The 23,767-nt window shown below is 55.3% G+C and carries 29 protein-coding genes and 1 riboswitch; of the genes, 8 read left to right on the top strand and 21 right to left on the bottom strand.

Translation table 11 applies throughout. The features are described from left to right. Positions 1-220 precede the first annotated feature (220 nt). The 4 genes from PHD44_RS09220 (at position 221) to PHD44_RS09205 (ending at position 3,730) form a co-directional block, all read left to right on the top strand. The gene (locus PHD44_RS09220; RefSeq protein WP_300190734.1) at positions 221-1,009 is read left to right on the top strand and encodes an EAL domain-containing protein; all 789 of its coding nucleotides are present in this window, start codon (positions 221-223) and stop codon (positions 1,007-1,009) included. Positions 1,010-1,197: 188 nt separating this feature from the next. After that, positions 1,198-1,575, top strand: a complete 378-nt coding sequence (locus PHD44_RS09215) for a DUF202 domain-containing protein (protein WP_300190732.1) — start codon at positions 1,198-1,200, stop codon at positions 1,573-1,575. A gap of 90 nt (positions 1,576-1,665) precedes the next feature. After that, a complete protein-coding gene (locus PHD44_RS09210) occupies positions 1,666-2,406 on the top strand; it encodes a LexA family transcriptional regulator (protein ID WP_300190729.1) in 741 nt (246 codons plus the stop codon). Next, positions 2,384-3,730 carry a Y-family DNA polymerase gene (locus PHD44_RS09205; RefSeq protein WP_300190726.1) on the top strand — a complete coding sequence of 449 codons (1,347 nt, stop codon included), beginning with the start codon at positions 2,384-2,386 and terminating at the stop codon, positions 3,728-3,730. Before PHD44_RS09210 ends, PHD44_RS09205 begins: the two co-directional genes overlap by 23 nt. Before the next feature lie 115 nt (positions 3,731-3,845). Here the strand turns inward: PHD44_RS09205 and PHD44_RS09200 are convergent, their stop codons facing one another. From PHD44_RS09200 to PHD44_RS09160, 9 genes are all read right to left on the bottom strand, one after another. Beyond that, positions 3,846-5,507 carry a cation acetate symporter gene (locus PHD44_RS09200; RefSeq protein WP_300190724.1) on the bottom strand — a complete coding sequence of 554 codons (1,662 nt, stop codon included), beginning with the start codon at positions 5,505-5,507 and terminating at the stop codon, positions 3,846-3,848. Beyond that, positions 5,504-5,812, bottom strand: a complete 309-nt coding sequence (locus PHD44_RS09195) for a DUF485 domain-containing protein (RefSeq protein ID WP_300190722.1) — start codon at positions 5,810-5,812, stop codon at positions 5,504-5,506. The genes PHD44_RS09200 and PHD44_RS09195 overlap by 4 nt, the downstream gene beginning before the upstream one ends. Before the next feature lie 237 nt (positions 5,813-6,049). After that, positions 6,050-7,018, bottom strand: coding sequence for a MoxR family ATPase (locus PHD44_RS09190; protein WP_300190720.1), 969 nt, complete (start codon positions 7,016-7,018; stop codon positions 6,050-6,052). After that, positions 7,015-8,793 carry a 30S ribosomal protein S12 methylthiotransferase accessory factor YcaO gene (ycaO, locus tag PHD44_RS09185; protein ID WP_300190718.1) on the bottom strand — a complete coding sequence of 593 codons (1,779 nt, stop codon included), beginning with the start codon at positions 8,791-8,793 and terminating at the stop codon, positions 7,015-7,017. Before ycaO ends, PHD44_RS09190 begins: the two co-directional genes overlap by 4 nt. 12 nt (positions 8,794-8,805) lie before the next feature. After that, a complete protein-coding gene (locus tag PHD44_RS09180; RefSeq protein ID WP_300190715.1) occupies positions 8,806-9,228 on the bottom strand; it encodes an MTH938/NDUFAF3 family protein in 423 nt (140 codons plus the stop codon). A 14-nt stretch (positions 9,229-9,242) separates the two neighbouring features. Beyond that, the gene (locus tag PHD44_RS09175; RefSeq protein WP_300190713.1) at positions 9,243-10,442 is read right to left on the bottom strand and encodes a UbiH/UbiF/VisC/COQ6 family ubiquinone biosynthesis hydroxylase; all 1,200 of its coding nucleotides are present in this window, start codon (positions 10,440-10,442) and stop codon (positions 9,243-9,245) included. Between the two features lie 2 nt (positions 10,443-10,444). Next, positions 10,445-11,659 carry an FAD-dependent monooxygenase gene (locus PHD44_RS09170; protein WP_300190710.1) on the bottom strand — a complete coding sequence of 405 codons (1,215 nt, stop codon included), beginning with the start codon at positions 11,657-11,659 and terminating at the stop codon, positions 10,445-10,447. Positions 11,660-11,710: 51 nt separating this feature from the next. After that, positions 11,711-13,060 (bottom strand): aminopeptidase P N-terminal domain-containing protein, encoded by a 1,350-nt coding sequence (locus PHD44_RS09165; RefSeq protein WP_300190708.1) that lies wholly within the window; start codon positions 13,058-13,060, stop codon positions 11,711-11,713. Between the two features lie 16 nt (positions 13,061-13,076). After that, entirely contained in the window at positions 13,077-13,634 is a 558-nt protein-coding gene (locus PHD44_RS09160; protein ID WP_300190705.1) for a UPF0149 family protein, read from the bottom strand. Between the two features lie 208 nt (positions 13,635-13,842). Between PHD44_RS09160 and PHD44_RS09155 the strand changes: the two genes are divergently transcribed. After that, entirely contained in the window at positions 13,843-14,115 is a 273-nt protein-coding gene (locus PHD44_RS09155) for a hypothetical protein (protein WP_300190702.1), read from the top strand. 5 nt (positions 14,116-14,120) lie between these two features. Next, positions 14,121-14,426, top strand: coding sequence for a cell division protein ZapA (locus PHD44_RS09150; protein WP_300190700.1), 306 nt, complete (start codon positions 14,121-14,123; stop codon positions 14,424-14,426). A 29-nt stretch (positions 14,427-14,455) separates the two neighbouring features. Here the strand turns inward: PHD44_RS09150 and PHD44_RS09145 are convergent, their stop codons facing one another. From PHD44_RS09145 to lgt, 5 genes are all read right to left on the bottom strand, one after another. Then, on the bottom strand, positions 14,456-14,902 hold the full coding sequence (locus PHD44_RS09145) for a hypothetical protein (RefSeq protein ID WP_300190698.1): 447 nt from the start codon (positions 14,900-14,902) through the stop codon (positions 14,456-14,458). A 99-nt stretch (positions 14,903-15,001) separates the two neighbouring features. Beyond that, complete coding sequence (folA, locus tag PHD44_RS09140; protein ID WP_300190696.1) at positions 15,002-15,535, bottom strand: type 3 dihydrofolate reductase; 534 nt, start codon at positions 15,533-15,535, stop codon at positions 15,002-15,004. After that, positions 15,532-15,951 carry a phosphate-starvation-inducible PsiE family protein gene (locus PHD44_RS09135; protein WP_300190693.1) on the bottom strand — a complete coding sequence of 140 codons (420 nt, stop codon included), beginning with the start codon at positions 15,949-15,951 and terminating at the stop codon, positions 15,532-15,534. The genes folA and PHD44_RS09135 overlap by 4 nt, the downstream gene beginning before the upstream one ends. Before the next feature lie 29 nt (positions 15,952-15,980). Then, positions 15,981-16,775, bottom strand: a complete 795-nt coding sequence (locus PHD44_RS09130; protein WP_300190691.1) for a thymidylate synthase — start codon at positions 16,773-16,775, stop codon at positions 15,981-15,983. Then, positions 16,772-17,599: a prolipoprotein diacylglyceryl transferase gene (gene lgt / locus PHD44_RS09125; RefSeq protein ID WP_300190689.1), complete on the bottom strand. Its 828-nt coding sequence runs from the start codon at positions 17,597-17,599 to the stop codon at positions 16,772-16,774. The genes PHD44_RS09130 and lgt overlap by 4 nt, the downstream gene beginning before the upstream one ends. Positions 17,600-17,721: 122 nt before the next feature. On the opposite strand from lgt, the gene PHD44_RS09120 reads away from it, so the two are divergent. Next, positions 17,722-18,135: a hypothetical protein gene (locus PHD44_RS09120; RefSeq protein WP_300190686.1), complete on the top strand. Its 414-nt coding sequence runs from the start codon at positions 17,722-17,724 to the stop codon at positions 18,133-18,135. Positions 18,136-18,587: 452 nt separating this feature from the next. Here PHD44_RS09120 and ribB read toward each other — a convergent pair whose 3' ends face one another. The 5 genes from ribB to PHD44_RS09095 all read right to left on the bottom strand — a co-directional run bounded on the left by ribB (position 18,588) and on the right by PHD44_RS09095 (position 21,264). Next, the gene (gene ribB, locus PHD44_RS09115; protein WP_300190683.1) at positions 18,588-19,385 is read right to left on the bottom strand and encodes a 3,4-dihydroxy-2-butanone-4-phosphate synthase; all 798 of its coding nucleotides are present in this window, start codon (positions 19,383-19,385) and stop codon (positions 18,588-18,590) included. Beyond that, a riboswitch (FMN riboswitch) is annotated at positions 19,370-19,515 on the bottom strand. Its footprint overlaps the gene before it by 16 nt. 79 nt (positions 19,516-19,594) lie before the next feature. Further along, positions 19,595-19,879 (bottom strand): HigA family addiction module antitoxin, encoded by a 285-nt coding sequence (locus tag PHD44_RS09110; RefSeq protein ID WP_300190680.1) that lies wholly within the window; start codon positions 19,877-19,879, stop codon positions 19,595-19,597. 128 nt (positions 19,880-20,007) lie between these two features. Continuing rightward, a complete protein-coding gene (locus tag PHD44_RS09105) occupies positions 20,008-20,280 on the bottom strand; it encodes a type II toxin-antitoxin system YafQ family toxin (protein WP_300190677.1) in 273 nt (90 codons plus the stop codon). After that, on the bottom strand, positions 20,280-20,522 hold the full coding sequence (locus PHD44_RS09100) for a hypothetical protein (protein ID WP_300190674.1): 243 nt from the start codon (positions 20,520-20,522) through the stop codon (positions 20,280-20,282). Before PHD44_RS09100 ends, PHD44_RS09105 begins: the two co-directional genes overlap by 1 nt. Positions 20,523-20,649: 127 nt before the next feature. Beyond that, positions 20,650-21,264, bottom strand: a complete 615-nt coding sequence (locus PHD44_RS09095; protein WP_300190671.1) for a hypothetical protein — start codon at positions 21,262-21,264, stop codon at positions 20,650-20,652. A 52-nt stretch (positions 21,265-21,316) separates the two neighbouring features. Here PHD44_RS09095 and PHD44_RS09090 point away from each other — a divergent pair, with 52 nt between their 5' ends. Further along, a complete protein-coding gene (locus tag PHD44_RS09090; protein ID WP_300190669.1) occupies positions 21,317-21,502 on the top strand; it encodes a hypothetical protein in 186 nt (61 codons plus the stop codon). Positions 21,503-21,751: 249 nt separating this feature from the next. Here PHD44_RS09090 and PHD44_RS09085 read toward each other — a convergent pair whose 3' ends face one another. Both PHD44_RS09085 and PHD44_RS09080 read right to left on the bottom strand, forming a co-directional pair. Continuing rightward, on the bottom strand, positions 21,752-22,054 hold the full coding sequence (locus tag PHD44_RS09085) for a hypothetical protein (RefSeq protein WP_300190666.1): 303 nt from the start codon (positions 22,052-22,054) through the stop codon (positions 21,752-21,754). 186 nt (positions 22,055-22,240) lie between these two features. Next, positions 22,241-23,767, bottom strand: a 1,527-nt coding sequence (locus PHD44_RS09080; RefSeq protein WP_300190663.1) for a nitric oxide reductase activation protein NorD, incomplete at its 5' end; no start/stop codon positions are given.

The following is a 23,767-nucleotide window of genomic DNA, read 5'->3' as shown; positions in this document are numbered from 1 at the left end:
GCGTGGCACAATCCAAGGTTAAGGAAATTCAGGCCGTGCCGATCCAGTTTTACAAGGCGCGTCCGTCCGTTTAATCTCATAGATAAACCTGAGCACAGTTCAGGTATTTGTGATTCTTCATAGAGCCTTTGTCGGCCTAGCAGCTAGGCCTGCATGCTGACGGCTCTACCTTGAAGTTTCCGAATATTGCTTCAAATCAAACACGCTCATGGAGCCCACAATGCCAGATCAAAAAGGAATCATGTTTCCTGATGGGGTAAGGCAGGTCACTTGCAAAGATTGCATTGACGGCCAATTCACTATTCCAATATCCATGGCCTTCCAGCCGATCGTCAACACCGCGACCAAGCGTGTATACGCCTACGAGGCACTCGTTCGTGGGGTTGCCGGGGAACCTGCGCTGTCGGTGCTGAGCCAGATCAATAGCGATAATCGCTATTTTTTCGACCAGGCGGCACGGGTTACCGCAATCCGCCTGGCATCTGAGTTAGGTTTTTCCTCAAAAGATCCGGACACCAAGCTCAGTATCAATTTCATGCCGAACGCGGTTTATCGCGCTTCAACTTGTATCCGTGCAACGCTTGAGGCCGCACGCCTCTACAATCTGGATCCGAGGCGATTGATCTTTGAAATAGCCGAGGCAGATCAGATCGTTGATCGAAAACATCTGATGGACATCATCGAGGTCTATCGCACACAAGGCTTTACCATCGCGCTTGATGATTTTGGTGAAGGATACGCTGGCTTGAATCACCTGATCGAGATACGGCCGGATGTGATCAAGCTGGATTTGAATCTGATCCGCAATATTGACCGTGATGCGGGTCGGCAAGCGGTCGTGCGTGCGACGGTAAGCATGTGCAAGGAATTGGGTATCGGCGTGGTTGCAGAAGGGGTTGAAACGCTTGAAGAATGGTCGTGCCTCGAAGACTTGGGCGTTTTCTTGCATCAAGGGTATCTATTCTCGAGGCCAGTATTTGAGGCGTTGCCTGAGCCACAGTATCCTTAAGTTGCGGGCTGTGCAGACTGCCCAGCAAGCGGCTGTGACATCGGTTTCAGCTTTTTGAAACATGGTTTCCCGATTGTGCCTTGGCGCTGTCAGCAGGCCGATAGGGCTGCGTCCAATCAATCCGAAGGCGAAAAATCCCGAGATCAAGCTGGTTGGTCGTGCAAGGCATGACACCTTGAGGAGTATTCATGTCCGATCTGAATGACCCGCGTGTCTTTTTTGCCGCTGAACGCACCTTGATGGCGTGGAACCGTACCGGTTTGACGCTGATGGCTTTCGGTTTCGTGATCGAGCGATTCGATCTGTTCGTGACGATGTTGGCTCGGCTGCCGCAGAAACCACTGGATCACGGTTTGTCGTTCTGGATCGGCATGGCGTTTATCTGCCTGGGGGCCGCATCGAGTGCCCTGGCCGTCGTGCAATACCGCAAGGTGTTGCATACACTGAACCCGAACGAGGTGCCGCAAGGCTACTGGGTCAATATGGGCGTGCTGACAAATCTGGCCGTGGCGGCGCTGGGATTCATGTTGACCGCCTATCTTTTTATCAGTCATTCGAGTGGCTGAGATCGTCCTTAGTCGGTTCAGTGATTGCCTTTTACTCCGGTCATGAACTATCCTGTTTGAATAGTGTAACTGTATTCAAGAGGATATGCCGTGGACTCATCCGATCGTTCATCGCCCCCCAAAAAGCGACGTGCCGATGCCAACGGGCATGGTGGTGCGCGTGCAGGTGCCGGCCGGCCCAAGGGGCAGGGGCGTTGGGGCGAGCCCACGGTGCCGGTGCGAGTACCGCAAAGCCGGGTGGTGGTGGTCAAGGCTTTGCTGGATACGCTGCCCGCGTTACCCGCCCTGAATGGCAATGACCAAAAACTCCCAGATCAAGTTGGCGATGTGCCTGCCATTGCCCGGTCGAAGGCCAGTAAGGAGCCGCTTTCACCGGATGCCTGGTCCGATTTGCTGGCTGCATCGGGGTTGATCCCGCTGCAACCGGCCACGGTGTCGCCCGTGTTGACGTTGCCCCTGTTCGGTTATCGGATTGCGGCGGGGTTTCCGTCTCCGGCGGATGATTATGTCGAGGAGCGCATCGACCTGAATCGGCATTTGATCCGGCACAAGGAAGCCACGTTCTTTCTGCGCGTGCAGGGGGATTCGATGATTAATGCCGGGATTCACGATGGCGATATGCTGATCGTCGATCGGGCCATCGAGCCGGTATCGGGCAAGATCGTGATTGCGGCGCTGGATGGAGAGCTCACGGTCAAGCGGTTATCGGCCAGTGGCGGCGTGGTGCGTCTGCTGCCGGAAAACCCGGATTACCCGGTGATCGAGATCGGTGCGGAGCAGGAGTTGGTGATCTGGGGTGTGGTGATTCATGTCATCCATGCGCTGGGCTGAGAAAATGCCGGTTGCAGCATCCCCCCGATTGGACAGCACGCGGCGCAAGCCGGTGTTTGCACTGGTCGATGGCAATAATTTCTATGTGTCTTGCGAGCGGGTGTTCAATCCGGCGCTCGAGGGGCGTCCGGTGGTGGTGTTGTCGAATAACGATGGCTGCGCCGTCGCCCGTTCGGCAGAAGCCAAGGCGCTGGGGATTGCGATGGGGCAGCCGTGGTTCCAGATTCAGTCGATGGCGCAGTCGCATGGTCTGGTCGCTTTGTCGTCGAACTATGAGCTCTACGCGGATATGAGTAACCGCATGATGCGGATCCTGGCCGATTTCTCTCCCCGTCAGGAAGTCTATTCGATCGATGAATGCTTTTTGGATTTACGGGGGATGGATGTCGATCTGACGTTATTGGGGCACAGGATGCGCCAGCGTGTCGCACAGTGGATTGGTATCCCCGTCGGTATCGGGATTGGAGAATCCAAGACGCTGGCAAAGCTGGCCAATCATCTGGCGAAAAAACAGCCGCAGTGGCAGGGCGTGTGTGACTTGACCGCGCTGGAGGAATCGGCGCAGGATCGTTTGATGGCTTGCGTCGATGTCGGTGATGTCTGGGGTGTCGGGCGGCGCTTGAAAGAACAGCTCAACGCGCGGGGTATTGTTACCGCGCTGGATCTGAAACGCGCCGATCCGGTGATTGTTCAGCGGCAATTTTCGGTTGTATTGGCGCGCACGGTACGCGAGCTTCAGGGTATTTCCTGCCTGCCTCTGGAATCGGTGGTGGCGCCCAGGCAACAAATCATCGTCAGTCGCTCATTCGGCAAACCGGTGTGGTATCTGCCCGACCTGCGTCAAGCGGTGACGTCGCACATGAGCCGCGCGGCCGAAAAGCTCAGAGCGCAAGCCAGCGTAGCGCAGATGGTGCAGGTCTTTATTCGCACCAGCCCATTCAGTGCCCGGCCTTTTTATAGCCAGGGCATCACACTGCCCTTGGCTGCGGCCAGCGATGATACCCGCTTGCTGGTTAAAATCGCCCAGCAGGGGCTGGGGCGAATCTATCGAGCAGGTTTCGAATATCAGAAGGTCGGCGTGGTGCTGATCGACATCCAGCCCAAAGGGCAGGGGGCGCGGACGGATTTATTCCACGATGCACAACACGACCGGCGCACAGACCAACTAATGCAAACACTCGACGCGATTAATACCCGAATGGGCAAGCACACGCTGAAACTAGCCGGAGAAGGGTTCGCACAACCATGGGCCATGAAGCGCAATCGGCATACACCCGCCTATACGACCAATATTCGTCAACTGGCGCGTGCATGGGCGAAGTGATTGTTCCAGGCTGGAAACGCCGGGCATAAAAAAAGCCTGCTTGAAGCAGGCTATCAGCGCCGTGTTTGCTGTGCCTGAATCAGGATGATGCTCACCCTGACTCAGGCTCTAGGGCTCAATGCTTCGCGGCCCCTTCTGCACCGATGCCGGTTTCCGAACGCACATATTGAGCGTGGAAGCGGGCGCGTTCTTCGGCGGCACGTGCGCTGTTGTCGGTGATCGAGAAGAACCACGCGAAGACAAACGCCACCGGCATCGAGAACAGGGCAGGATAAGCATACGGCATGATCGCTTTAGAGTAGCCGAGCACATCCACCCATACGCTCTTGGAGAGAATAACCAGGATGACGGCCGTCAACAGCCCGCCCAGCCCGCCCATGACGGCGCCACGAGTGGTGAGATTTTTCCAGTAAATCGCCAGGAAAAGAATCGGGAAGTTGGCCGAGGCCGCAATCGCGAACGCCAAACCGACCATGAAGGCGATGTTCTGCTTCTCGAAGGCAATGCCGAGGAAGATGGCCAGAATGCCCAAGGTAATGGTGGCATAGCGGGAAACGCGCATCTCGGTTTTTTCATCCACACGACCGTGGCGGAAGGCACTGGCGTACAAGTCGTGCGATACCGCTGAGGCACCCGCCAGGGTCAGGCCGGAAACCACCGCCAGAATGGTGGCAAACGCAACCGCTGAGATAAATCCCAGGAAGATGTTGCCGCCGATGGCGTGTGACAAGTGGATGGCCGCCATGTTGTTGCCGCCGATCAGTTTCTGAGCCGCATCGAGATAGGCCGGATTGGTGGAGACCATGACGATGGCACCAAAGCCGATGATGAACGTCAGCACATAGAAGTAACCGATGAAGCCCGTGGCGACAAACACGGATTTACGTGCTTCTTTGGCGTTGGTTACGGTGAAAAAACGCATCAGAATGTGCGGCAAGCCAGCCACACCGAACATCAGCGCAAGCCCCAGCGAAATGGCGGAGATCGGGTCGTGGATCAAGCTGCCCGGCGCCATGATGGCATCATGCTTCGGACTGATTTCGATGGCCTTGGCAAACATCGCGTTGAAATCGAAACCGAAGCTATACAGCACGGCCAGCGCCATGAAGGTCGCACCGGAGAGTAGCAGCGCCGCCTTGATGATCTGTACCCAGGTGGTCGCGAGCATGCCGCCCAGCGTGACGTACAGAATCATCAACACGCCGACGATCACTACCGCATAGTTGTAGGGCAGGCCGAACAGGATTTCGATCAGTTTGCCCGCACCGACCATCTGGGCGATGAGGTACATCGCCACCACAATCAAGGATGAAATGGCGGCCACTGTGCGGGTAGGGATTTGCGACAGGCGATAGGAAGCGACATCGGCAAAAGTATATTTACCGAGATTGCGCAGTTTTTCCGCCAGCAGAAACAGCATGATCGGCCAGCCGACCAAAAAGCCGATGGAATAGATCAGGCCATCGAAACCGTTGGCATACACCAGACCTGCGATACCGAGGAAGGATGCGGCAGACATGTAATCGCCCGCCAGAGCCAGACCATTCTGGAAGCCGGTGATATTACCGCCGGCCGCATAGAAGTCTTTGGTGGTGCGCGTGCGTTGCGCGGCCCACCAGGTGATGAACAGGGTCAGTACCACGAAAATCACGAACATCGTGACAGCAGGTACATTGATTGATTTTTGTGCGGCATCCGCTGCGAAGGCGCCGGTAGAGAATAGAGTCGCTGTTGCCAGGGCCGCAAGGCCGGCCAACATGAGAAGTGGGTTTTTCATTCGTGGGATTCCTTGATCTTGGCTGTGATCTCATCGAACTGTGCGTTCGCCTTGTGCACGTACAGTCCGGTCATCACAAAGGAAAAGATGATGATCAGGAAGCCTGCGACAATGCCTACGGAAATAGTCGATCCGGCAGAGATTTTTGTTGCCAGTAACTGCGGGTTATAGGCAATCAGCAAAATGAAGGTGAAGTACACCAGCATGATGATGAAGGCCATCATCCAGCCATACCCCGTGCGGCGTTTGATCAGGTGTTGGAAATCGGGATCGCTGGCGATCCGTTCGGCTAAGTCTGCTTTCATGAGGCTCCCCAATTCAATTTTTATTTGTTTTGCCAGACCGGCTCTTCGTGGCCTTTGACTGGCACTCATTTCATCCAGCGTTGACGAGATGAGGTTGCAAACCCTTTTTTTTGGGGAGTCCTTTCCTCCAAGGGTGCGTGATTATACGCACAAGTTTGGGGTGTTGCAGGTGTTGCAAAAAAATTAGCCTAATCATCAGTTTATAATGATTTGCTAATTAATTGGATGTGATACTGATTAGAAGCTTTCGACTTTGACCGCAGCGAGCAGCCGCTCGGCGCTACTTTGGATTTGGCGGGTACCACTCGTGGGCAGTCGATGCGTGACAAGGCCGGCGAAAACAGCCTGAATGTCGTCGGGCAATACATGATCCCGCTGATCAATAAATGCCCATGCCCGGGCAAGATTCAAGAGCATCAGACCGGCGCGGGGCGACAACCCCATGCTGAACTCAGGCATTTCCCGGCTGGTTTGCAGGAGTTTCTGCACATAATCGATCACGGGGTCGGCAACAAAAATGTTGCGTACAGCTTGGCGCATCTGGGCAAGGCCGCGGGCATCCAGCACCGGTTCGATATCGTTGATATGCGTACGTCCCCCCTGACCCTTGAGCATGGCGCGTTCCACTTCCGGTGCGGGGTAGCCCATGCCGAGAATCAATGCGAAGCGATCCAGTTGCGATTCCGGTAGCGGATAGGTGCCCTGCTGGTGCAGCGGGTTTTGGGTCGCGATCACGAAGAAGGCTTCCGGCAGCGGATAGCGTTTGCCTTCGATCGTAACCTGGCGCTCTTCCATCGCTTCGAGCAGGGCGCTTTGCACCTTGGGCGGGGCGCGGTTGATTTCATCAGCAAGCAGAATTTCGGTGAAAATCGGCCCCGGCTGAAAACGGAATTCGCGACTTTGCGGCTCGAAGATCGATACGCCCAGAATATCGGCGGGCAGCATGTCTGCCGTGAATTGCAGCCGACGGAATCGCAGCCCCAGTCCGCGTGCCAGCGCATGCGCCAGCGTGGTTTTCCCGAGCCCGGGCAGGTCTTCAAGCAGCAGATGTCCCCCGGCAAGAACGCAGCAAAGGGCCTGACGGATGACCTGTTCTTTTCCGAGCACAACCTGTGCGGTTCGCGCGATCAGCGTCTTCGCGGCGGCCTGAAGGTCTTGCGGTGCGAGTGCCGGTGTGGATGGCATCTGAGCGCTGGCCTTATTCATGCGGTGGACTCGTCTTGGGTTTTGGCGGCAAAGGCACGCTCAAAGGCGGCCATGAGTGTTTGATGCAACGGGCTGTGTTCGAAGTGCGCGCCCAGGCCGCCAAGATCAAGGAAGCCGGCCCGGCCTTCAAGCAGGGCCTGGGCCGTGGCCAGTTCCTGTGGCGGGTATAGGGCCATGAGTGTGCTTCGATACTGATCGAGCGGCGCGGTGGCCGCAACCTTTAACTGATGGCGTGTGAATGCGGCGCGATAGATGATTTTTCGATTCTCCGGTAGTGGTGGCACGTTGACCAGCCAGTCAAGCAGCGCTTCTGTTTCATCGTCATCATCATTCGGGCCGGCAGCAAACAGCGCCAGCGCGCGCAGTTCACCGAAGCGCAGACTGGCCCAAGGATGGTCTGCTCCGATGGCTAAACCTACGACATCCGGCATCGGCATCAGCCAGTCCATGTCCATATCGTCCATGGTTTCAAACAGGTGCGCGCATTCGGTGGCCGTGAGTTCATCCAGCCGTTCAACATAAGGAATCAGCGACAGGCCCACGTTGTTGTTCCGCTCGTACAGTTCATCGACGGGATAGATTTCGGACATGCCCGGCACAAGGATGCGACAGGCATACAGGCCGATATGCGGGTAATCGGCGACATAAACGTCGTAACCTTCTGCATGAACGATGTCGCACAGTCGCTTGAAACCCGCCTCATTGTTCTCGGCGGTGAAATCCCAGTGCACAAAGGGGTAATCGGAGGTATCACGGAAAAAGTCCCAGGATAGCCAACCCGAGGAATCGATAAAGTGCAATTCGAGATTTTGCGGGTCGCTGACCAGTTCTTGATCGGTCGTGGGTGGGTGGAAGGCGTGCAGGTCGTCGAGCGCGCGGCCCTGCAACAGTTCAGTGACCGTGCGCTCGAAAGCGACTTCGAAATTCGGATGGGCACCGAACGATGCGAAAACGCCACCGGATTGTGGGTCGATCAGGGTCACGCAGATTACCGGATACTTCCCGCCCAGCGACGCATCCAGCAGGCGCAATCCGAAGCCATGACCGCGCAGGGCGGCAATCGCCGTGGCAATGGTCGGGTAGCGGGCCACAATGTCGTCCGGTATCTGTGGCAGGGCGATGCTTTCGGCTATGACCCGGTTCTTCACGAAGCGTTCGAATACTTCTGATAAACCCTGCGTGCGGGCTTCGAATACGGTATTGCCCGCCGTCAGGCCATTGCTGACATACAGGTTGCAAACCACATTGGCCGGGAAGTACAGGGTCTGCCCATCGCGAATTCGGGTGTAGGGCAGGGCACAGACGGCGTCCGTCACCGCGCTGTTGAAATCCACCCAGTCTTTCGTGGTGATGCGGTACTCATCGGCCAGATAATGCCGCCAAAGGGCGTCATCCAACAGGTCCTCTGGCCGAACGCCGGGGTGATCAATAGTAAACCAGCGTTCGCGCGGATCATGCACGCCGTGTTTGATTCCGTCATGCGTCGTCTGTTCGCGATGCCAATGGAAATCGCCGAAAAAATACTGTGAAGCCAGTCGTTCGACAAATTCTCCCAATGCGGATGCCAGCGCCGCTTTCTTGCTGGCACCCTTGCCGTTGGTAAACAGAATCGGGCAGTTTTTATCGCGGATATGCACGGACCAGCAGTGGGGCACCGGATTGAGCCAGCGTGTTTCTTCGATATCGAAACCCAGTGCGGTCAGTTGTGCCTGAACACGGGCGATCGTGTCCTCCAGTGCCGCGTCCTTGCCGGTGATAAATGTATGTTCGGACATGAAAAATTCCTTTTAGGCGTGGGCGTTGTCGGATGTGTTTTCGGGGCCATTCTCAGGTTCATTCTTCTGGAACAGTACCAGCAGGGATACGCGGCGCAATTCGCTGGCAAGAACGGTAAATGTGCGGCAGGCCGCACCGGTATCCATGAATTCGATACCAACGCCCGCCCGCAGAAAAGCCGCCTGAACAGCGGCACCGGCGCGCTGTGTTCTTGGTCCGGTACCAACGATGAGCACTTCCGGGTCATCGATCATCAATTCATTCAGTGATCCAGGTGCTAGTTCAGACACGGTTTTGAACGGGAGGCCGGCGACGATGCGTTCTGGTGTAAGCAGGAAGCTTCGAAAGTATTCATCATGATTCACCCGCACGCTGGTTTGAGTAAAACCACGGATGACAAATCGTTGGCCGGAATCATCAAGAGAGAGGCGCATGGTGAGTTACCTGATTAACGTTGTCCGCTGGCGAATTGACCGAGCATTTTTCGCAATGGCTCGAAAGTCGATACGGCGGAGAGGGCCAGATTGCGGCCGCCAACCAACAGCGGGTTGTGCGCGCGGAAGCCATAATGGAACAGATCCATGCCCGACTGGGTGATGAGATTGTCCGCCCGCCGCATCCTTTCGTAGCGAGCCAGGGCTTTGGGTGCGCCGAGGTCGTCGCTGTCCTTGAGGCAATCGATCAGGGCCATGGCGTCATAAAAGCCGAGGTTGACCCCTTGTCCGGCTAACGGGTGAATGGTGTGGGCGGCATCACCGGCCAGCACGGTTCGCTCGGCGGTATAGCGCCGGGCGTGCATTTTGCGGATCGGGAAGTAACTCCGGCGCTCGATCGCCTTGATTTCGCCAAGTTCGGCTGGAAACGTGGTCGCCAGCGCCGAGAGGATTTCTTCATCGCTCCAAGTGTGACGGGTTTTGACGGCATCGACCTGATCGTACCAGACGATCGAACCGCGCGCGCCTGCCAAGGGTAGGAATGCCTGGGGGCCGTGTGCCGTGAATCGCTGCCAGGTAATGTCCTGCTGCGGGTAATCCGTAATCACGCTCAATACCTGCGCGGCGGTATCGTAATCCTGATGGGTTTCTTCAATGCCGGTGGCTTGTCGTACCCAGGATTTGGCGCCATCGGCCCCGATCAGTAGCGAGGCGGTCAGTGTCTGTTCATCGTTAAGACAAACACACACCTGATGACCATCCACTCGCCATTGGCTTGGGTGGCTGTCGGTAAATGGGGTGATGGTGTCTACCTTTCGAATGCCTTCCCACAACGCGGCTTGAATCAGGCTGTTTTCGACAATGTAGCCAAGCTCGGGGAGACCGATATCTCGCGCATCGAACGTGACATCGCCCGTGCCTGCCTGATCCCAGACGCGCATCCGGCGATACGGTGCCGCTCGGGTATGCCGAATGCGGTGCCACACACCCAGCTGCTGTAAAAACGCAATGCTGGCGGGCGAGAGTGCCGAGACGCGCACGTCGAATGGCGTGGTGCCATCCGGAAGGTCGGGCACCGGGTGATCTTCGACAAGGGCGACTTGCCAGCCTTGTTGACCCAAGGCCAATGCAATGCTGGCACCCACCATGCCACCGCCGATGATGATGACGTCAACAGGTTGATCCAAAGCGGTTTTTTTGATTTTGGCTGTCATGGTCAGATGCCTCGCGTCAGGCGCACGAGCCGATTTTTGAATGGGAAGATGCCGTCGCTCAACGAGAGCAGCGCGCCACGCACGATCCCTGCACCGGGCAGGTCGAGACTGAACCCCCGCACGAGCCGATCGGTCAGGCCGATCGTCCGACGGTAATCGTCGACGCGCTCCTGCGCATAGTGTTTGAGACGAGCCGGATCACCGGGGTCGACAGGTTCCCCCCGATCGGCGCGCAGAGCGGCCGTCAGGTCACGGACATCGCGCAGGCAGAGGTTGAAGCCTTGCCCCGCGACCGGGTGCAGTGCATGGGCGGCATTGCCGAGGATGACAAGACGCTCGTCTACCAGATCCTGAAGGGTAATGAGATTCAGCGGATAGGCCTGTCGGGGCGTCAGTTCGGTAAATCCGCCGAGACGGTGACGGAACAATTCGTCCAGTCGCTCGGCGTAGGCTTCCGATTCAAGCGCCATCAGTTCATGGACATCTTCGTCGCGATTGACCCAGACGAGCGATACTCGTCCTGCCGGCGCGGGTAGAACCGCGAGGGGGCCGCCTCGGGTAAAGCACTCGAATGCCGTACCGTGATGGGCGCGCGCCGGCTTTGCCGTGCAGACAATAGCGGTTTGTCCGTATTCGGATTTTTCGACCGGCTTCTTGATAGCGGCGCGCACACTCGAATACGCGCCGTCGGCCGCGATCAACAAACGTGCCTCAAGCGTATGCGCTGCGCCGTGGTATTCGAACTGGACTTCGACGCCATCGTTGGTCACGTTATGGTGGGTGTAGCGTGCCGGTTGCAGACGCTGCACGGTGCCCATGCCAGCGATTTGATCGCCTTTTTCTGCCCGTTCGATGGCCGCACCTATGGCTCGGTTACCGATGACCTGCCCCAGTGCAACGCCCTGATTGTTGGCTTTGGTGATGCGCGTCATGCCGAAATGGCCGCTATCGACCACGCGGACTTCCTCGATGGCCTGGGCCGCGCGCGCGGTTGTCTCGTCAATCAGGCCCAAGGCATCGAAGTAGCGCCAGGACGCGTCTGAAAGTGCCGTCAGCCGGGCATCGAAACTGCTCGATGCACCTTCTGGTGCGCCTTCGAGCACCGTGACGCGCCAGCCATCAAGCTTCAGGGCATGCGCAAGCACGCCGCCGACCATGCCGCCGCCAACAATGATGATGTCCTGTTTACTGGAATCGAAGCGGGTTTGATGTGTCATGGGGCGATCTCGTGTACGTCTTTTTTACATATGACCACAAGGGGCGCTCTGTCATGCGTCCAAGCGGTGGCGTGCTTTGCAGTCGTTCATGAAGGCCTCGATGTCCTCAACGGTCTTGGGTACTTCGTGCGTCAATATATCGGCGCCCTTCGGTGTGACCAATACATCGTCTTCGATACGGACGCCAATGCCGCGATAAGCCTTGGGAATATCCTCTGCCGCGTCGATATATATGCCCGGTTCGACCGTGACGACCATGCCGGGTTCGAATTCGCGCCATTGCCCATCGATTTTATACCTTCCGACGTCGTGCACATCCAGCCCGAGCCAGTGGCCAGTGCGGTGCATGAAGAAGCGTTTGTAACCCTCGCTGTTCGGAGCCCCGTCTACCGTCTGCGGGATCAGACCCAGTTCGATGAGCCCTTGCTGAATCACACGTACCGCGGCCTCATGCGGCGCATCAAAGCGGGCTCCGGGGCGGATTTCGTCAATGGCGGCCATTTGGGCTTTCAGAACCAGCTCGTACACCGCACGCTGCGGTTTAGTGAACCGGCCATCCACAGGCCAGACACGGGTGATGTCGCCCGCGTAGTGTTCTATTTCCGCGCCGGCGTCGATCAGCACCAGTTGCCCTGACTCAAGCCGGGCCTCGTTGGCTCGATAATGCAGCACACACGCGTTGGCACCACAGGCAACGATGGGGGCGAAGGAGGCTTCACCATGATGCTGGTGGAAAATGCGTTGCAGGTCGGCGGCCAGTTCGTATTCGTACATGCCTTCGGCAATCGCGGCGGCTGCGGTTCGATGAGCCTGTGCGGAAATGCTCGCGGCCCGGCGCATCTTGGCGATTTCCACGGGCGATTTGATCAGGCGGAGCTCGTGCAGGGGTTCGGCGAGATCCTTGAGTGTTTGCGGTGGATTGATGCCACCGCGCGATTTCTTGCGCAGGATGTCCAGCCATCCCAGCGCACTCTGCACCAGTTCGTGATCGCAGAAAGGCAGCGTGATGCGCTCATAACCGACGAGCAATTCCGGAAGCACATCGTCAAGCTCTTCCAGCGCAAAAGCCTGATCGGCGCCGAACACGCGTCGCGCACCTTCAAGCCCGGCGCGTGGGCCATCCCAGCGTGCGCGTTCGGGGTCGTTTGGATGCACGAACAGGATGATCTCGCCCTCCGCCCGCTTGGGGCAAAGCACCAGCAGTGCATCCGGTTCGTTCAGCCCCGTGAGGTAAAGAAAATCGCTCGACTGGCGGAACGGGTAGGGATTGTCGTTATTACGAATGATCTCTGTCGTTGCAGGTACCAGGACTGCGGATTTGCGGCCGACCATTTTCAACAGGCGCCGTCGACGCTTGCCGTATTCAGATTGATCCAGTGCACTCAATGTATTGACGGGCATGTGATCTTCCTTAAGTTTAGTGGGGGCGTGACGCGGTGCCGTCACTGGGAACCGGCGGATGTATATTGATGTACATCACAATCAGGGCCGCGCTCAGATAATCGATGATCTCGTACAGGTTGATCTCGTCTTCTTCATCATCGTGCGTTTGATCGACTTCATCATCCAGCGCACCGATCGCTTGCAGATCATCGAATACTTCTTTGGCTTCGGGCGAGAGTTGAGCCGGGTCGGGGCCTTTGCCGACGGCGTAGCCATACAGCACGCTCTGTGCGAACTCGATCAGTGCCATCAGGCGGTCGCCAAAGGGTTGATCGTCTTCCGGGAAAATCAGGCTCAGGCCGAGATTGTCTGCGGAGGTGATCTGATTGATGACCTCGGCGTAAATGGCTTTCAGACTCGCAGGCATGATGTTCGGTGATGCCTCGTCTGATAATTCGGACAACCATTCCGACTCCGATGCATGTCCTTTGCCCAGCCACAGTCCGATCAGGATGCCCTGAGCTTCACTGGGGCTGAGCACCGCGCCGATATCATGTAAATCGTCTCTGAGTTGGGGATAATGAACAGGCATAAACACTCGCTAGAAAAAATTCGCCAGCACACTGGATGAGTTCTTGGGAAAGGGATATTGTCAGCGCATTGCAGACAAAATGATAGACTGAACCTGTTCGTGTTCCTTCAACTTGTCCCGCTTGGCGCTTTTACCGTCAGAAAAGTCGCATCAAAGCGCACTTGGGTTCGAACGGTTTATTCATACTTTACTATTCAGGGAATTGCGCATGTCAGCCGCCACCGCCAACTCATCTGATCAGCCCTTGGTCGATAACGACAACCATGCCGATTCGATGGCTGGCGGCGCGTCGGCTGATCCACTTACCGTACGAGTAGAACGTCTGATTCAAACCTGCAAGACGCTGGATCGTCGGCGAAGGGAATATCAGGAAACCGCCGAACGACTTACGGCAGAAAATACGCAACTGCGGCGCGTTTTGTCGCATACACAGCAGCAAATACAACAACTGGTCGAGCAGATCAGGCAGATGGAAGAATAGATCGTATGAACAGCGCTTCAAGACCACTCACCGTTCGTATTCTTGAAAAGGACTACCGGATTGCCTGTCCGCCCGAAGAGCAGGCCATTCTGTTCCGTACGGCCGATTACGTTAATCAGGCCATGGCGCAGGTCAAAAAGAACAGCCAAACACTCAGCACCGAGCGCATCGCCGTGCTGGCTGCCCTGAACATCGCGCGTGAATTGATTGAAAACAAGCCCGGCAGCCTGCGCCAACCCGCCCACGATGAGCATACAGAAGAGCTGATCGAGCGGATTGACGCGGCATTGCAGGAATTCGGTCAACCCTGAAGCTCAGCCCAAGCCGCGAAGCGGGCCAATCAATGCGAAGGGTTTTGCTCCTCGGCGCGAATCAACGCGGGCCAGAACTGTCGCAGTGCGTCCAGAGGCACAGGCGAGGGGGATTGCAGATAACGCTCCGCGCCGGGAAGGAGACTCGGATGCTTCTTGGTCATGGCCTGCATCCAGTTCAAATCGCGAAAAGACAGAAAACCATTTTGTAACCGAACGGACCATGCCAACGTCTTGGCAATGATTTCTGCCGGTGTCAGGCTGAACCAGACCGCTGCCATCAATACGGGAATGCCAAGCCACGGATAACCTGAGGCCTGATCGACCAGCAGTAACCATTGCATCAGGAAAAAACCACCCGCAAGCGCCATCAATGTGGCATAGATGTATCGGTTCTGATTGACAACCGCATACAGACGGTTGAGTCGTTCGATCAGTTCGGGTTGGTAATTGAAATCATCGCGTAAATCGATCATGGCGGCTCCTAGCACGTTCTTAAGTGCTTGGTGGCTGTAAAAGCTGATATGACGATGATATGACATGCAGCGCGTGACTGCCACATCGAATTGTCTGCGTTAAATAGACTTCGATTCAGGCGTGTCGGATTTATTCTTGCGCGTGGTGATGCGCTGCCAGGTCATGAAACTGTAGGGAAAAGGATTGTCGGCATCGGCGGGATGATTTTCTTCGATAACCAGACGCCAGTCGCGACGGTTGTACGCCGGGAAAAAGGCATCACCATCATCGATGGTCGTGTAAACCTGCGTGAAATAGAGTCGATCCGCACGCGGCAGAAACTGGTAATAAATATTCGCGCCGCCGATCACCATGACTTCGGGGGCCTGATCCGCCGCTTCGAGGGCTGCATCCAGGCTATCAACCACCGTCACCCCTTCGGCGTGAAAATCGGGATTCCGGCTGATGACGATGTTTTTTCGCCCCGGCAGCGGGCGGCCGATGGAGTCATAGGTTTTGCGCCCCATGATAATCGGCTTGCCCATGGTGATCTTTTTGAAGCGCTGCAAATCTGCCGGTAGCGACCAAGGCAGGGCGTTGTTGCGCCCGATGACCTGATTGCGCGAAAGCGCGGCGACTAATCCGATTTTCATGACTGATCCGGTGATCCGCCCGGGTATCTCGCGGAACTGAACTTGATGACGAGAATGGCGATGGCCAGCAAGGCAATGGCGCCAGTATAGGTAATGATGGTGATATTGCTCATGGTTTTGATATCGACCACGAGCACCCGGGTAATCGCGGTGATGGCGATATAGATCAAAAACCGCACGGGCATACGCTTGGTCTGGAAATAAATCCCGATCATCGCGAGTATTTCAAGGTAAATGAAGAACAGGAGCAGGTCGTCGAGAGACGGCGTGCCCTTGTGCAGGATGTCGATGACCGATGCGGTGGTCGACCAGAGCACGGCCACCCACAAAACGAACAAGAGTAAAACGTGGGCAATGTTATTGAGCTCGTTGCCGAGCTTTTCGATGAACTTATGACCTGTTGATAAACCCGACATCTTGTGGCCTCGCTCTGATTTTGGCCTGATTATACGGCAACTGGAGCTGCGATATGCGGCAAGGGTGCATAGTCTTCAAGCACGAAATCATCGAAGACGAACGACTCGATTGAGCGACGTTCCGGATTGATTCTCATGGTCGGTAATTTGCCCGGTGTGCGCTCGAGTTGGGTACGCGCCTGTTCAAAATGGTTGTGGTAGATGTGCGCATCACCCAGCGTATGGACGAACTCGCCGGGCGTCAGATCGGTGACCTGCGCAATCATAAGAGTAAGCAGGGCGTAACTTGCGATATTGAAGGGCACACCCAGGAAAATATCGGCACTGCGTTGATAAAGCTGGCAGGAAAGCTTGCCATTGGCGACATAAAACTGGAACAGCAGATGGCAGGGCGGCAGCGCCATATTCGGCACATCCGCCGGGTTCCAGGCAGTAACGATCAGGCGGCGCGATTCCGGGTTTGTCTTGATGTCGTGGATGACCTGGCTTAACTGGTCGATGGTGCGGCCATCGGGCGCGGACCAGGAGCGCCATTGTTTGCCGTAAACCGGGCCAAGGTTACCTTCAGCATCGGCCCACTCGTCCCAGATTCGTACGCCGTTTTCCTGCAGATAACGGATGTTGGTGTCGCCCTGAATAAACCACAAAAGCTCATGGATAATCGAGCGTAAGTGCAGTTTTTTGGTGGTCAGCGCCGGGAATCCCGCTTCGAGGTCAAAACGCATCTGGTGTCCAAATAGGGATCTCGTGCCCGTCCCGGTACGGTCCCCCCGATCAACGCCGTGCTCCATTACCTTCTGAAGTAAATCGAGGTATTGCTTCATTTGTTTTTCTCCGAAACAGTAGGCGCATTGAGTGGTCGATCCATGATGTGTTTGTGATAGGCATACCACAACAGGGCGAAGCCAATCAGAATCATGGGAAACGAAAGAACTTGCCCCATGGTGAGCCAGCCGCCCCACAAGTAGCCGAGCTGCGGGTCGGGCTCGCGCACGAATTCAACCAGAAAACGGAATGTGCCATAGAAAATCAGGAACACGGCTGAAATGGCCATGCGCGGCCGCGGCTTGATTGAAAAGAAGAAAAGGATCAAAAACAGCAGAATCCCTTCGGCAAAGGCTTCATAAAGCATGGAAGGCTGTCTTGGCAACGGGCCGCCGGTCGGGAAGACCATGCCCCAGGGAAGCGTCGTTACCTTGCCCCACAATTCACCATTGATGAAATTGCCGATACGCCCGGCGAACAGGCCGATCGGTACCAGTGGCGCAATGAAGTCCATCAAGGTAAAGAAGTGCAGTTTGTATTTGCGGGCGAACAAGGCCATGGCGGTCATGACGCCGATCAACCCACCGTGAAAGCTCATGCCGCCGTCCCAGACCTGGAAAATGGTCAAGGGATGGTGAATCAGCTCTGGCGCCTGATAAAACACCATGTAGCCGATTCGGCCACCCAATATAACCCCAAGCGCACCGTAAAAAATCAGGTCATCTACCAGTAATGGACTCAGTGGCCAGTCGGGTTTGGCGGCGCGGTAGCGCCCAAGCGCCCAGGCACCGACAAAGCCAACCAAGTACATCAAACCGTACCAATGTACTTTCAGTGGACCAAGGGACAGGGCGACGGGATCGATATTGGGGTAAGTCAGCATGAAGAGGCTCTGTCGGGGCCATTTCTGGCGTAAATTTCGGGCTAAACTCTAACAGGAATTGGTTATTCGAGCATGAGCATTTCATTTTCGGATTGGACAACCACTGAACGGGAGGGTGCGTGATGGAAATCTCTTTGTATCGTGATGAAGCCGTGTCGTCCGTGTCACGAACCCTGCGAGCGCAAACCTACAACATGGGGCACACCCTGCTGGCGAAAAATCCCGATGGTGTGGTCTTTCTACCTATTCGCAGTATGCAGTTTCTGGCCATTCTCGATGCCGAAGAGTGGGTGTTCGTCGACGGTGAAAAGAAACATCTGATCGAGGTGGCCTGGCAGAAGTTCCGTCCCCAATCACGCACTGCGATTGATGAGGCAGTGCCTTTTGAGGCGATGTTTTACACGGAAGAAGGCCCGGGGTTGATGTCGCGCCTTGAATCGGCCGTGCATGAAGCCTTGCTTCAGGAGGTCAATCGGATGCAATACGAAAAGAAGCAGGGAGATGTGCTGCCTTTCAGAAGTAAAGAATCAAGTTAGAAGTGAAAGTGCGCCTATTGATCCGGCCAGATTTATCCGCGATTCATCGCGTGCCGATCTTGCCGAAGCGCGGCCATGCGACAAGCTCGGAGCTTGAATCGCATTCGAGTTTAATTCGTTCCGGGAAATTCGACGCATCAGAAATCAACCGTCTTCGCGCCATTCCACCTTCGATCGATTTAGATAAAGTGGGTGATAATTACCATCAACGGGTTTTGGAGGTTAACCCCGCAGCGACAAAATAAAAACCAAGGATGGGGAAAGATTGGAACGATCAACTCAATGCCACGAAAATCATGCAGAAAAATCCAGAAGTGAGAAAACAGGTGGATATTGAAATCAATAATATATGACAAAAATCGGTATCACGTTAACTCGTGATACCAATGTATCAAAGGGCTGATGCGTAGATTCATCGCCCCTTTAATCTGAAGCATTGATTAGGGAATTGTTCATGAATATAAACATAATGATGGCCGGTTTATTCTCCGATAATTGATCAAGTCCGCGATAGAAATAACCGGGAGATCATGCTCGGTTGCAAATGCAGTTATGTCAGACCCACGCGCCATTGTTCCATCAGGATTCATAAGTTCGCAAAGCACGGCGGCGGGAGTCAGTCCAGCAAGGCGAGCCAAGTCGACGGCACCTTCTGTATGTCCGCGGCGTCCTAGAACACCATCGGCGTGGGCACGTAGTGGGAATACATGTCCCGGTCGTACCAAATCCTCTGGTTTGGCTACGTTAGAAATCGCTGCCTGAATGGTTGTGACACGATCCGATGCGGAAACACCGGTCGTAACTCCATGACGTGCTTCTATTGATACTGTAAACGCTGTACTAAATCGGCTTTCGTTGAGTGAAACCATGGGGGGGAGTTCGAGCCTTTCTACCATGTCAGTTGTTAGGCAAAGGCAAACAATGCCACTGCATTCACGAATCAGCAGCGCCATGGTGGATACGGTTAATTTTTCTGCGGCAACAATCAAGTCGGCTTCATTTTCGCGATCTTCGTCATCAATCAGGATGACTGGCCGCCCTTGTCTCATGGCCGCAAAGGCTTCTCCTATGCGTATATCTAAAAGTGAATGGGAGTGGGTGGTGTGTTCAGAGTGAACTTGGGTTTGTGTGAACATGAAACGCTCCTCGCTAAAAATAAAATGGCGATAAAACGTTTCAGGGCAAGCGCAAACATCCGTGAGCAGGTATCGGTTTCCCGATCCTGCACGGATATCGACATCTTCTTTCATCCGGACTGTAACCGTCGGCTCTGGCATCGCACCAGATCTGCTGACCTTGCGAAATCGCAAGCGCTCGCGGGCTCGCCCAATTGATGGACATACCACCGGTGGGGAGTTTCACCCCGCCCCGAAGACGTGATCACGAGTCTAGCACTGGATTGGGTGGTTTAAAAGAAAGGGTAATCCCCCCCATTTTTAGCGGTGTCTAAAAGTAGAGGTTACGTGGTCATCAGTGTCAGCTTGCCACCATTGGCTTTGTGAGGGCGGGGTGGGTAAACGTGAGTTACCTCAGATTGAATGGCTTTTTGTCGGACCCGCCACATATCGTGGTCAAGTTGCATCCCCGCCCACAATTCAGCGCGACCGCCATGCTCCACCCCCAGCCAGCGCTCGATCGGCGAAGCCATTTCCGGGGATATAGCCGCATGTCCATTAAACACGCGTGACAAGACGGCACGAGTTGCTCCCAACTGCTGTGCGGCTTGGGTTATGGTTATACTCAATCAGGTTAAAATATCTTCCCTTAAAATTTCACCGGGGTTCGGTGGGTTGTACATGCTCATGGGGGCGCCTCTCAGTAATAGTCTTGGTACTCAACCAGAACGACATTACCCCCATCAAAAGCGAAGGTTTATTTGCCGAAAAGATCGGAATGTGTACCGGTACGTTCAAAGCGAACTACATCATCATCGATGTAGTAAATTAGTAGCCAATCGGGTTCGATATGAATATCGCGCCTTGGCTTCCAGTCTCCCTTTAGCGGATGGTCGCCAAGCTCTGGCGGTAGTGGTTGGTCAGACAACAGAAGTTCAATAATGACGCGCAGCTTTTCCATATCTTTGCCGCGCTTTTTTGTTAACTTCACGTCGCGCTTGAATTGACCGGAATAGCTCGATGATCGCATCAAATATCCAACTGCCTGAACAATTCTGTCGAGTTGGCAGCGTAAAAAACATCTTCACCTCGATCACTCTTACGAAGCGTCTCGGCGGTTAGTGCGTTGGGGGTTTTGCTGTCAGCGATGTAAAGGCGCATCAGATCACGGATGATTTGAGCGGCTGGTCGATGGCGGTTTGCTGCGACGGCCATGAACTGCTCGCGAAGTTCCGGCTCCATCTTGATCGACATTTGCACTTCTTTAGCCATGTTGATCTCACTTCGGTGGTTGGATTGAAGTCTCTACTCTAAAAGGTATTCGTTAGGTATTCAATAGCTATCCATGCGGTAGCTATTACATGCCCATAAAGCGAAGGTTATTTCTTATAGACCCACGCTATACGGCCTGCAAGTTAAAACGACTAACCTGGGCCCCAAGCCTGCTGTACCGTTTGAAATCTCCTGCACGTTGTGCTGCCACCATTTCGGCGGTCAGGCGCTCAATTTCTGCACGCACCGATTCAGATGGTGCGGGTCTTCGAGTGGACAATGGGCTTTGGAAATCGTTTTTACGGCGTTCACGCGCCTCAGCCAAGGTGATGTTGTCCGCATCGGGGATAAATTCACCGCTGAGCGCGCAATCCACGAGCTTGCGCACATACCCCGAGGGTGCCTTCACACTATTCAGTTGCGCCGCTAATTCATCAACAACTGCCTGCCTTTGCACGGCAGGGCAGCGTTTCAAGTGACTGATGATTGCGGTTTTATCACGATCCCGTAACCCATTGGGAAAGATCAATTTTTCTTCCCAAGAAGCCGTTTGCGAAACCTGTTCAGCCGTCATCCCGGTCGGCGGGCTGGTCGGCACCGCTTGTTCGGGTGGTTGATCGACCACAGGAGCCGAAGGACTGTCACCACCACCCACCACCGAACAACCAGAGCCATCGTTCGGTTTGTTTGTGGTGGTTATTTTTTGATGCTTGATTCTAGAGCCTCCGCTATTACCCAGCAAAAGCGGCACTCGCCCAGCTAGATTTTCGCTACGATTCCTAAGGAACCTCTGATTGAATCCCTCGTGCTACGCGGGCTGGCGCCTGCTCCGCATTAAGCTGGCGAAGCCCGCCGAGTTGCTGATCCAAAAGCCGCAAAACGAGGCAGAGGCCGCAGGTCGTAGTTTACGCTACGATGCCAAGGCCGATAACGAAGTGTTGCGGCTTTTGGGCGGCAACCCGCATGGGACGGGCTTTTGAGGGCGATTTTACGCGGAGCTGGCGTAAGCCCGCTGTGTTGCGCCGCTCACGAATGGAATAACCATTAACGCGGGCTTGCGCCTGCTTCGCATTAAGCTGGCGCAAGCCCGTTTCGCGCCGCGCCTTGCGACTCATCCCTCAAAAGACCGTCTCGGCCACGAAGGATTCAATCAGAGGTTCCCTAAAGTCCGACAGACTCCTAAACCGAATCATATGAAGGCATGAGCGTTCAGCGCACCAGTGGCAAACTCAGTCGTCGTCCCCCAGTTCAGGATCCCAGCCTTTGCTGCGACCACGTGCGATGGCTTCTTCATTGATGCGCATGAATTTGGCTTGCAACTCTGGCGGCAGGCGGCTTGGCAGATGGGCGTAGGGTTCCCAGGCGGCATACACTTTTTCGTATAGAACCTGGATCTGCGCAGGTAGCCAACCCTCGCAGGTCTCTGTTTCAGGAATCAGATCAAATACCCATGCATCCCGGATGACTTTGGCGATATGGGTCATGCCGCCCTGTTCATCGTTATAAATGCCGACATAGGTTTTCTGGTTCATGCGTTACTCGAAAAAAGTTAAGGAACCTCTGATTAAATCAGAGGTTCATGGCGGCACAGGGATGTGCCGCCATGAACGATCACTTAAGTGATCGTTCATGAAGAAAATCAAAAATCACACTTTTTGATTTTCGCCCTCTGAAAACGCCAGGATGGCGTTATTCAGAGCTTACTTAAGCAGCGCGAATTATCGCGTCAGGCCAGCATACAGCAACGGCAGCTTCTCAGGCAGTCGTTCGACGTGATCGACCACCATGTAGTTACGTGCGCCGAAGATGCGTGAGACATACTGATCCGCGCGCGGGTCAAGGCTCATGCAGTAGGTGATGACGCCACTACGCGCCGCTTCCTCAACCGCCTTCTTGGTGTCCTGACGCAAGTATTGCGGATCACGGACATCAATATCCGCCGGTTCACCATCGGTGATCACGAGCATCAGCTTCTTGGTAGAGCGTTGCTGTTTGAGGTAGTGGCTGGCGTGGCGGATCGCAGCCCCCATGCGAGTTGAAAGCTGACCGGTCATTCCCGAGAGCTTGGCCTTTGCCTCGTCGTGATAGGACTCGTTGAAATCCTTGAAGCGATAGTATTCGACATCATGGCGCCCATCGGAGCAGAAGCCGTGAATCGCAAACGGGTCGCCGATCTTGGCAATGGCATCGGCCAACAGCACGCAGGCCTGACGCGTCAGATCGAGCACGGTGTAATCCTGCCCTGCGACCTTGTCATTGGTCGACTCGGACAAATCGAGAAGTACCATCACGGAAATATCGCGGGTTTTACGGACCGAACGCATCATGATGCGTGGATCAGGCTGGTTCCCCATGCGGATATCGATCATGGCACGAATGGCGGCGTTGATGTCGACCTCGTCGCCGTCCTCGAGCTTGCGAATGCGCTGCACGCCCTGTGGCTGCATGGCATCGAGCAGGAACTTCATGCGGCTGATCTCGCGCTTGTAGCGGGCGGCAATATCGTCAATGACCTCGAGCTCACCGAATTTGGGGCGCTTTTCCAGCACGGTGGCCCAGCTTGGCCGTTCATGCTGAATCTGGTAATCCCATTCACTGTAGTGGTAGGGCGCGGAAACCGGTTCCTTGCCTTCCATCTCGTTGTAGCTGATGCCGTGATCTTCGTAGGGGAACAGTTCCGTGCCCAGAACCCAGACTTCCTGCGGGTTGTCGTCGATCAATTCGCTGTCGATCTCGTTGACCATCTCCATGACGGAAACCTGCTTGCGAACGGTCTGAACCTTGTCGTAACCGGCCTCGGCCGCCTTGTCGAAATCGAATTCCTCGAACGCCCAGAAGTAACGGTTGTCGTCACGGTACGGAGCGGTCAGGACATCGGTCCGCTGCTGGAACGGAATCCGCAAGGACATCAATTCATGAGCGAGAATAACGCCGTTATCCCACGAGAACTGATTGTCTTCCAGGTGGTGTTGTTCGGCGGCGAACAGCTCACGCGCACGTGCCACCAGCGGATGATCATCGACGAACTTCGGGTCCAGCAGAGCGCGGGCGATTCGATTCAGGTAGTCCCCGAGCGTGTTGCCCTGTGTGGCCGGTATGGTGTGAAATTGGGCCCAAACTTGGCGCAAGCCCGGAAATTTGTTGATGGCCAGCTGTTCGACGCGCGCATCTTCAAACACGGAAATGACCGCCATTTGCAGATTGTTCAGGTTCTCCGCGGAAATCGGCTGCTGGGTGTAGACCAC

This window comes from Halothiobacillus sp., assembly GCF_028710545.1.
In the GTDB taxonomy this organism is placed as follows: domain Bacteria; phylum Pseudomonadota; class Gammaproteobacteria; order Halothiobacillales; family Halothiobacillaceae; genus Halothiobacillus.
This window is presented reverse-complemented; position numbering and strand designations above follow the sequence as displayed.

Bases quoted from the DNA above. Each gene is read 5' to 3' on its own strand.
- PHD44_RS09220 (WP_300190734.1), top strand. From the start codon at position 221: ATGCCAGATCAAAAAGGAATCATGTTTCCTGATGGGGTAAGGCAGGTC.
- PHD44_RS09215 (WP_300190732.1), top strand. From the start codon at position 1,198: ATGTCCGATCTGAATGACCCGCGTGTCTTTTTTGCCGCTGAACGCACC.
- PHD44_RS09205 (WP_300190726.1), top strand. From the start codon at position 2,384: ATGTCATCCATGCGCTGGGCTGAGAAAATGCCGGTTGCAGCATCCCCC.
- PHD44_RS09200 (WP_300190724.1), bottom strand. From the start codon at position 5,507: ATGAAAAACCCACTTCTCATGTTGGCCGGCCTTGCGGCCCTGGCAACA.
- PHD44_RS09195 (WP_300190722.1), bottom strand. From the start codon at position 5,812: ATGAAAGCAGACTTAGCCGAACGGATCGCCAGCGATCCCGATTTCCAA.
- PHD44_RS09190 (WP_300190720.1), bottom strand. From the start codon at position 7,018: ATGAATAAGGCCAGCGCTCAGATGCCATCCACACCGGCACTCGCACCG.
- ycaO (WP_300190718.1), bottom strand. From the start codon at position 8,793: ATGTCCGAACATACATTTATCACCGGCAAGGACGCGGCACTGGAGGAC.
- PHD44_RS09180 (WP_300190715.1), bottom strand. From the start codon at position 9,228: ATGCGCCTCTCTCTTGATGATTCCGGCCAACGATTTGTCATCCGTGGT.
- PHD44_RS09175 (WP_300190713.1), bottom strand. From the start codon at position 10,442: ATGACAGCCAAAATCAAAAAAACCGCTTTGGATCAACCTGTTGACGTC.
- PHD44_RS09170 (WP_300190710.1), bottom strand. From the start codon at position 11,659: ATGACACATCAAACCCGCTTCGATTCCAGTAAACAGGACATCATCATT.
- PHD44_RS09165 (WP_300190708.1), bottom strand. From the start codon at position 13,060: ATGCCCGTCAATACATTGAGTGCACTGGATCAATCTGAATACGGCAAG.
- PHD44_RS09160 (WP_300190705.1), bottom strand. From the start codon at position 13,634: ATGCCTGTTCATTATCCCCAACTCAGAGACGATTTACATGATATCGGC.
- PHD44_RS09155 (WP_300190702.1), top strand. From the start codon at position 13,843: ATGTCAGCCGCCACCGCCAACTCATCTGATCAGCCCTTGGTCGATAAC.
- PHD44_RS09150 (WP_300190700.1), top strand. From the start codon at position 14,121: ATGAACAGCGCTTCAAGACCACTCACCGTTCGTATTCTTGAAAAGGAC.
- PHD44_RS09145 (WP_300190698.1), bottom strand. From the start codon at position 14,902: ATGATCGATTTACGCGATGATTTCAATTACCAACCCGAACTGATCGAA.
- folA (WP_300190696.1), bottom strand. From the start codon at position 15,535: ATGAAAATCGGATTAGTCGCCGCGCTTTCGCGCAATCAGGTCATCGGG.
- PHD44_RS09135 (WP_300190693.1), bottom strand. From the start codon at position 15,951: ATGTCGGGTTTATCAACAGGTCATAAGTTCATCGAAAAGCTCGGCAAC.
- PHD44_RS09130 (WP_300190691.1), bottom strand. From the start codon at position 16,775: ATGAAGCAATACCTCGATTTACTTCAGAAGGTAATGGAGCACGGCGTT.
- lgt (WP_300190689.1), bottom strand. From the start codon at position 17,599: ATGCTGACTTACCCCAATATCGATCCCGTCGCCCTGTCCCTTGGTCCA.
- PHD44_RS09120 (WP_300190686.1), top strand. From the start codon at position 17,722: ATGGAAATCTCTTTGTATCGTGATGAAGCCGTGTCGTCCGTGTCACGA.
- ribB (WP_300190683.1), bottom strand. From the start codon at position 19,385: ATGAAAGAAGATGTCGATATCCGTGCAGGATCGGGAAACCGATACCTG.
- PHD44_RS09105 (WP_300190677.1), bottom strand. From the start codon at position 20,280: ATGCGATCATCGAGCTATTCCGGTCAATTCAAGCGCGACGTGAAGTTA.
- PHD44_RS09100 (WP_300190674.1), bottom strand. From the start codon at position 20,522: ATGGCTAAAGAAGTGCAAATGTCGATCAAGATGGAGCCGGAACTTCGC.
- PHD44_RS09085 (WP_300190666.1), bottom strand. From the start codon at position 22,054: ATGAACCAGAAAACCTATGTCGGCATTTATAACGATGAACAGGGCGGC.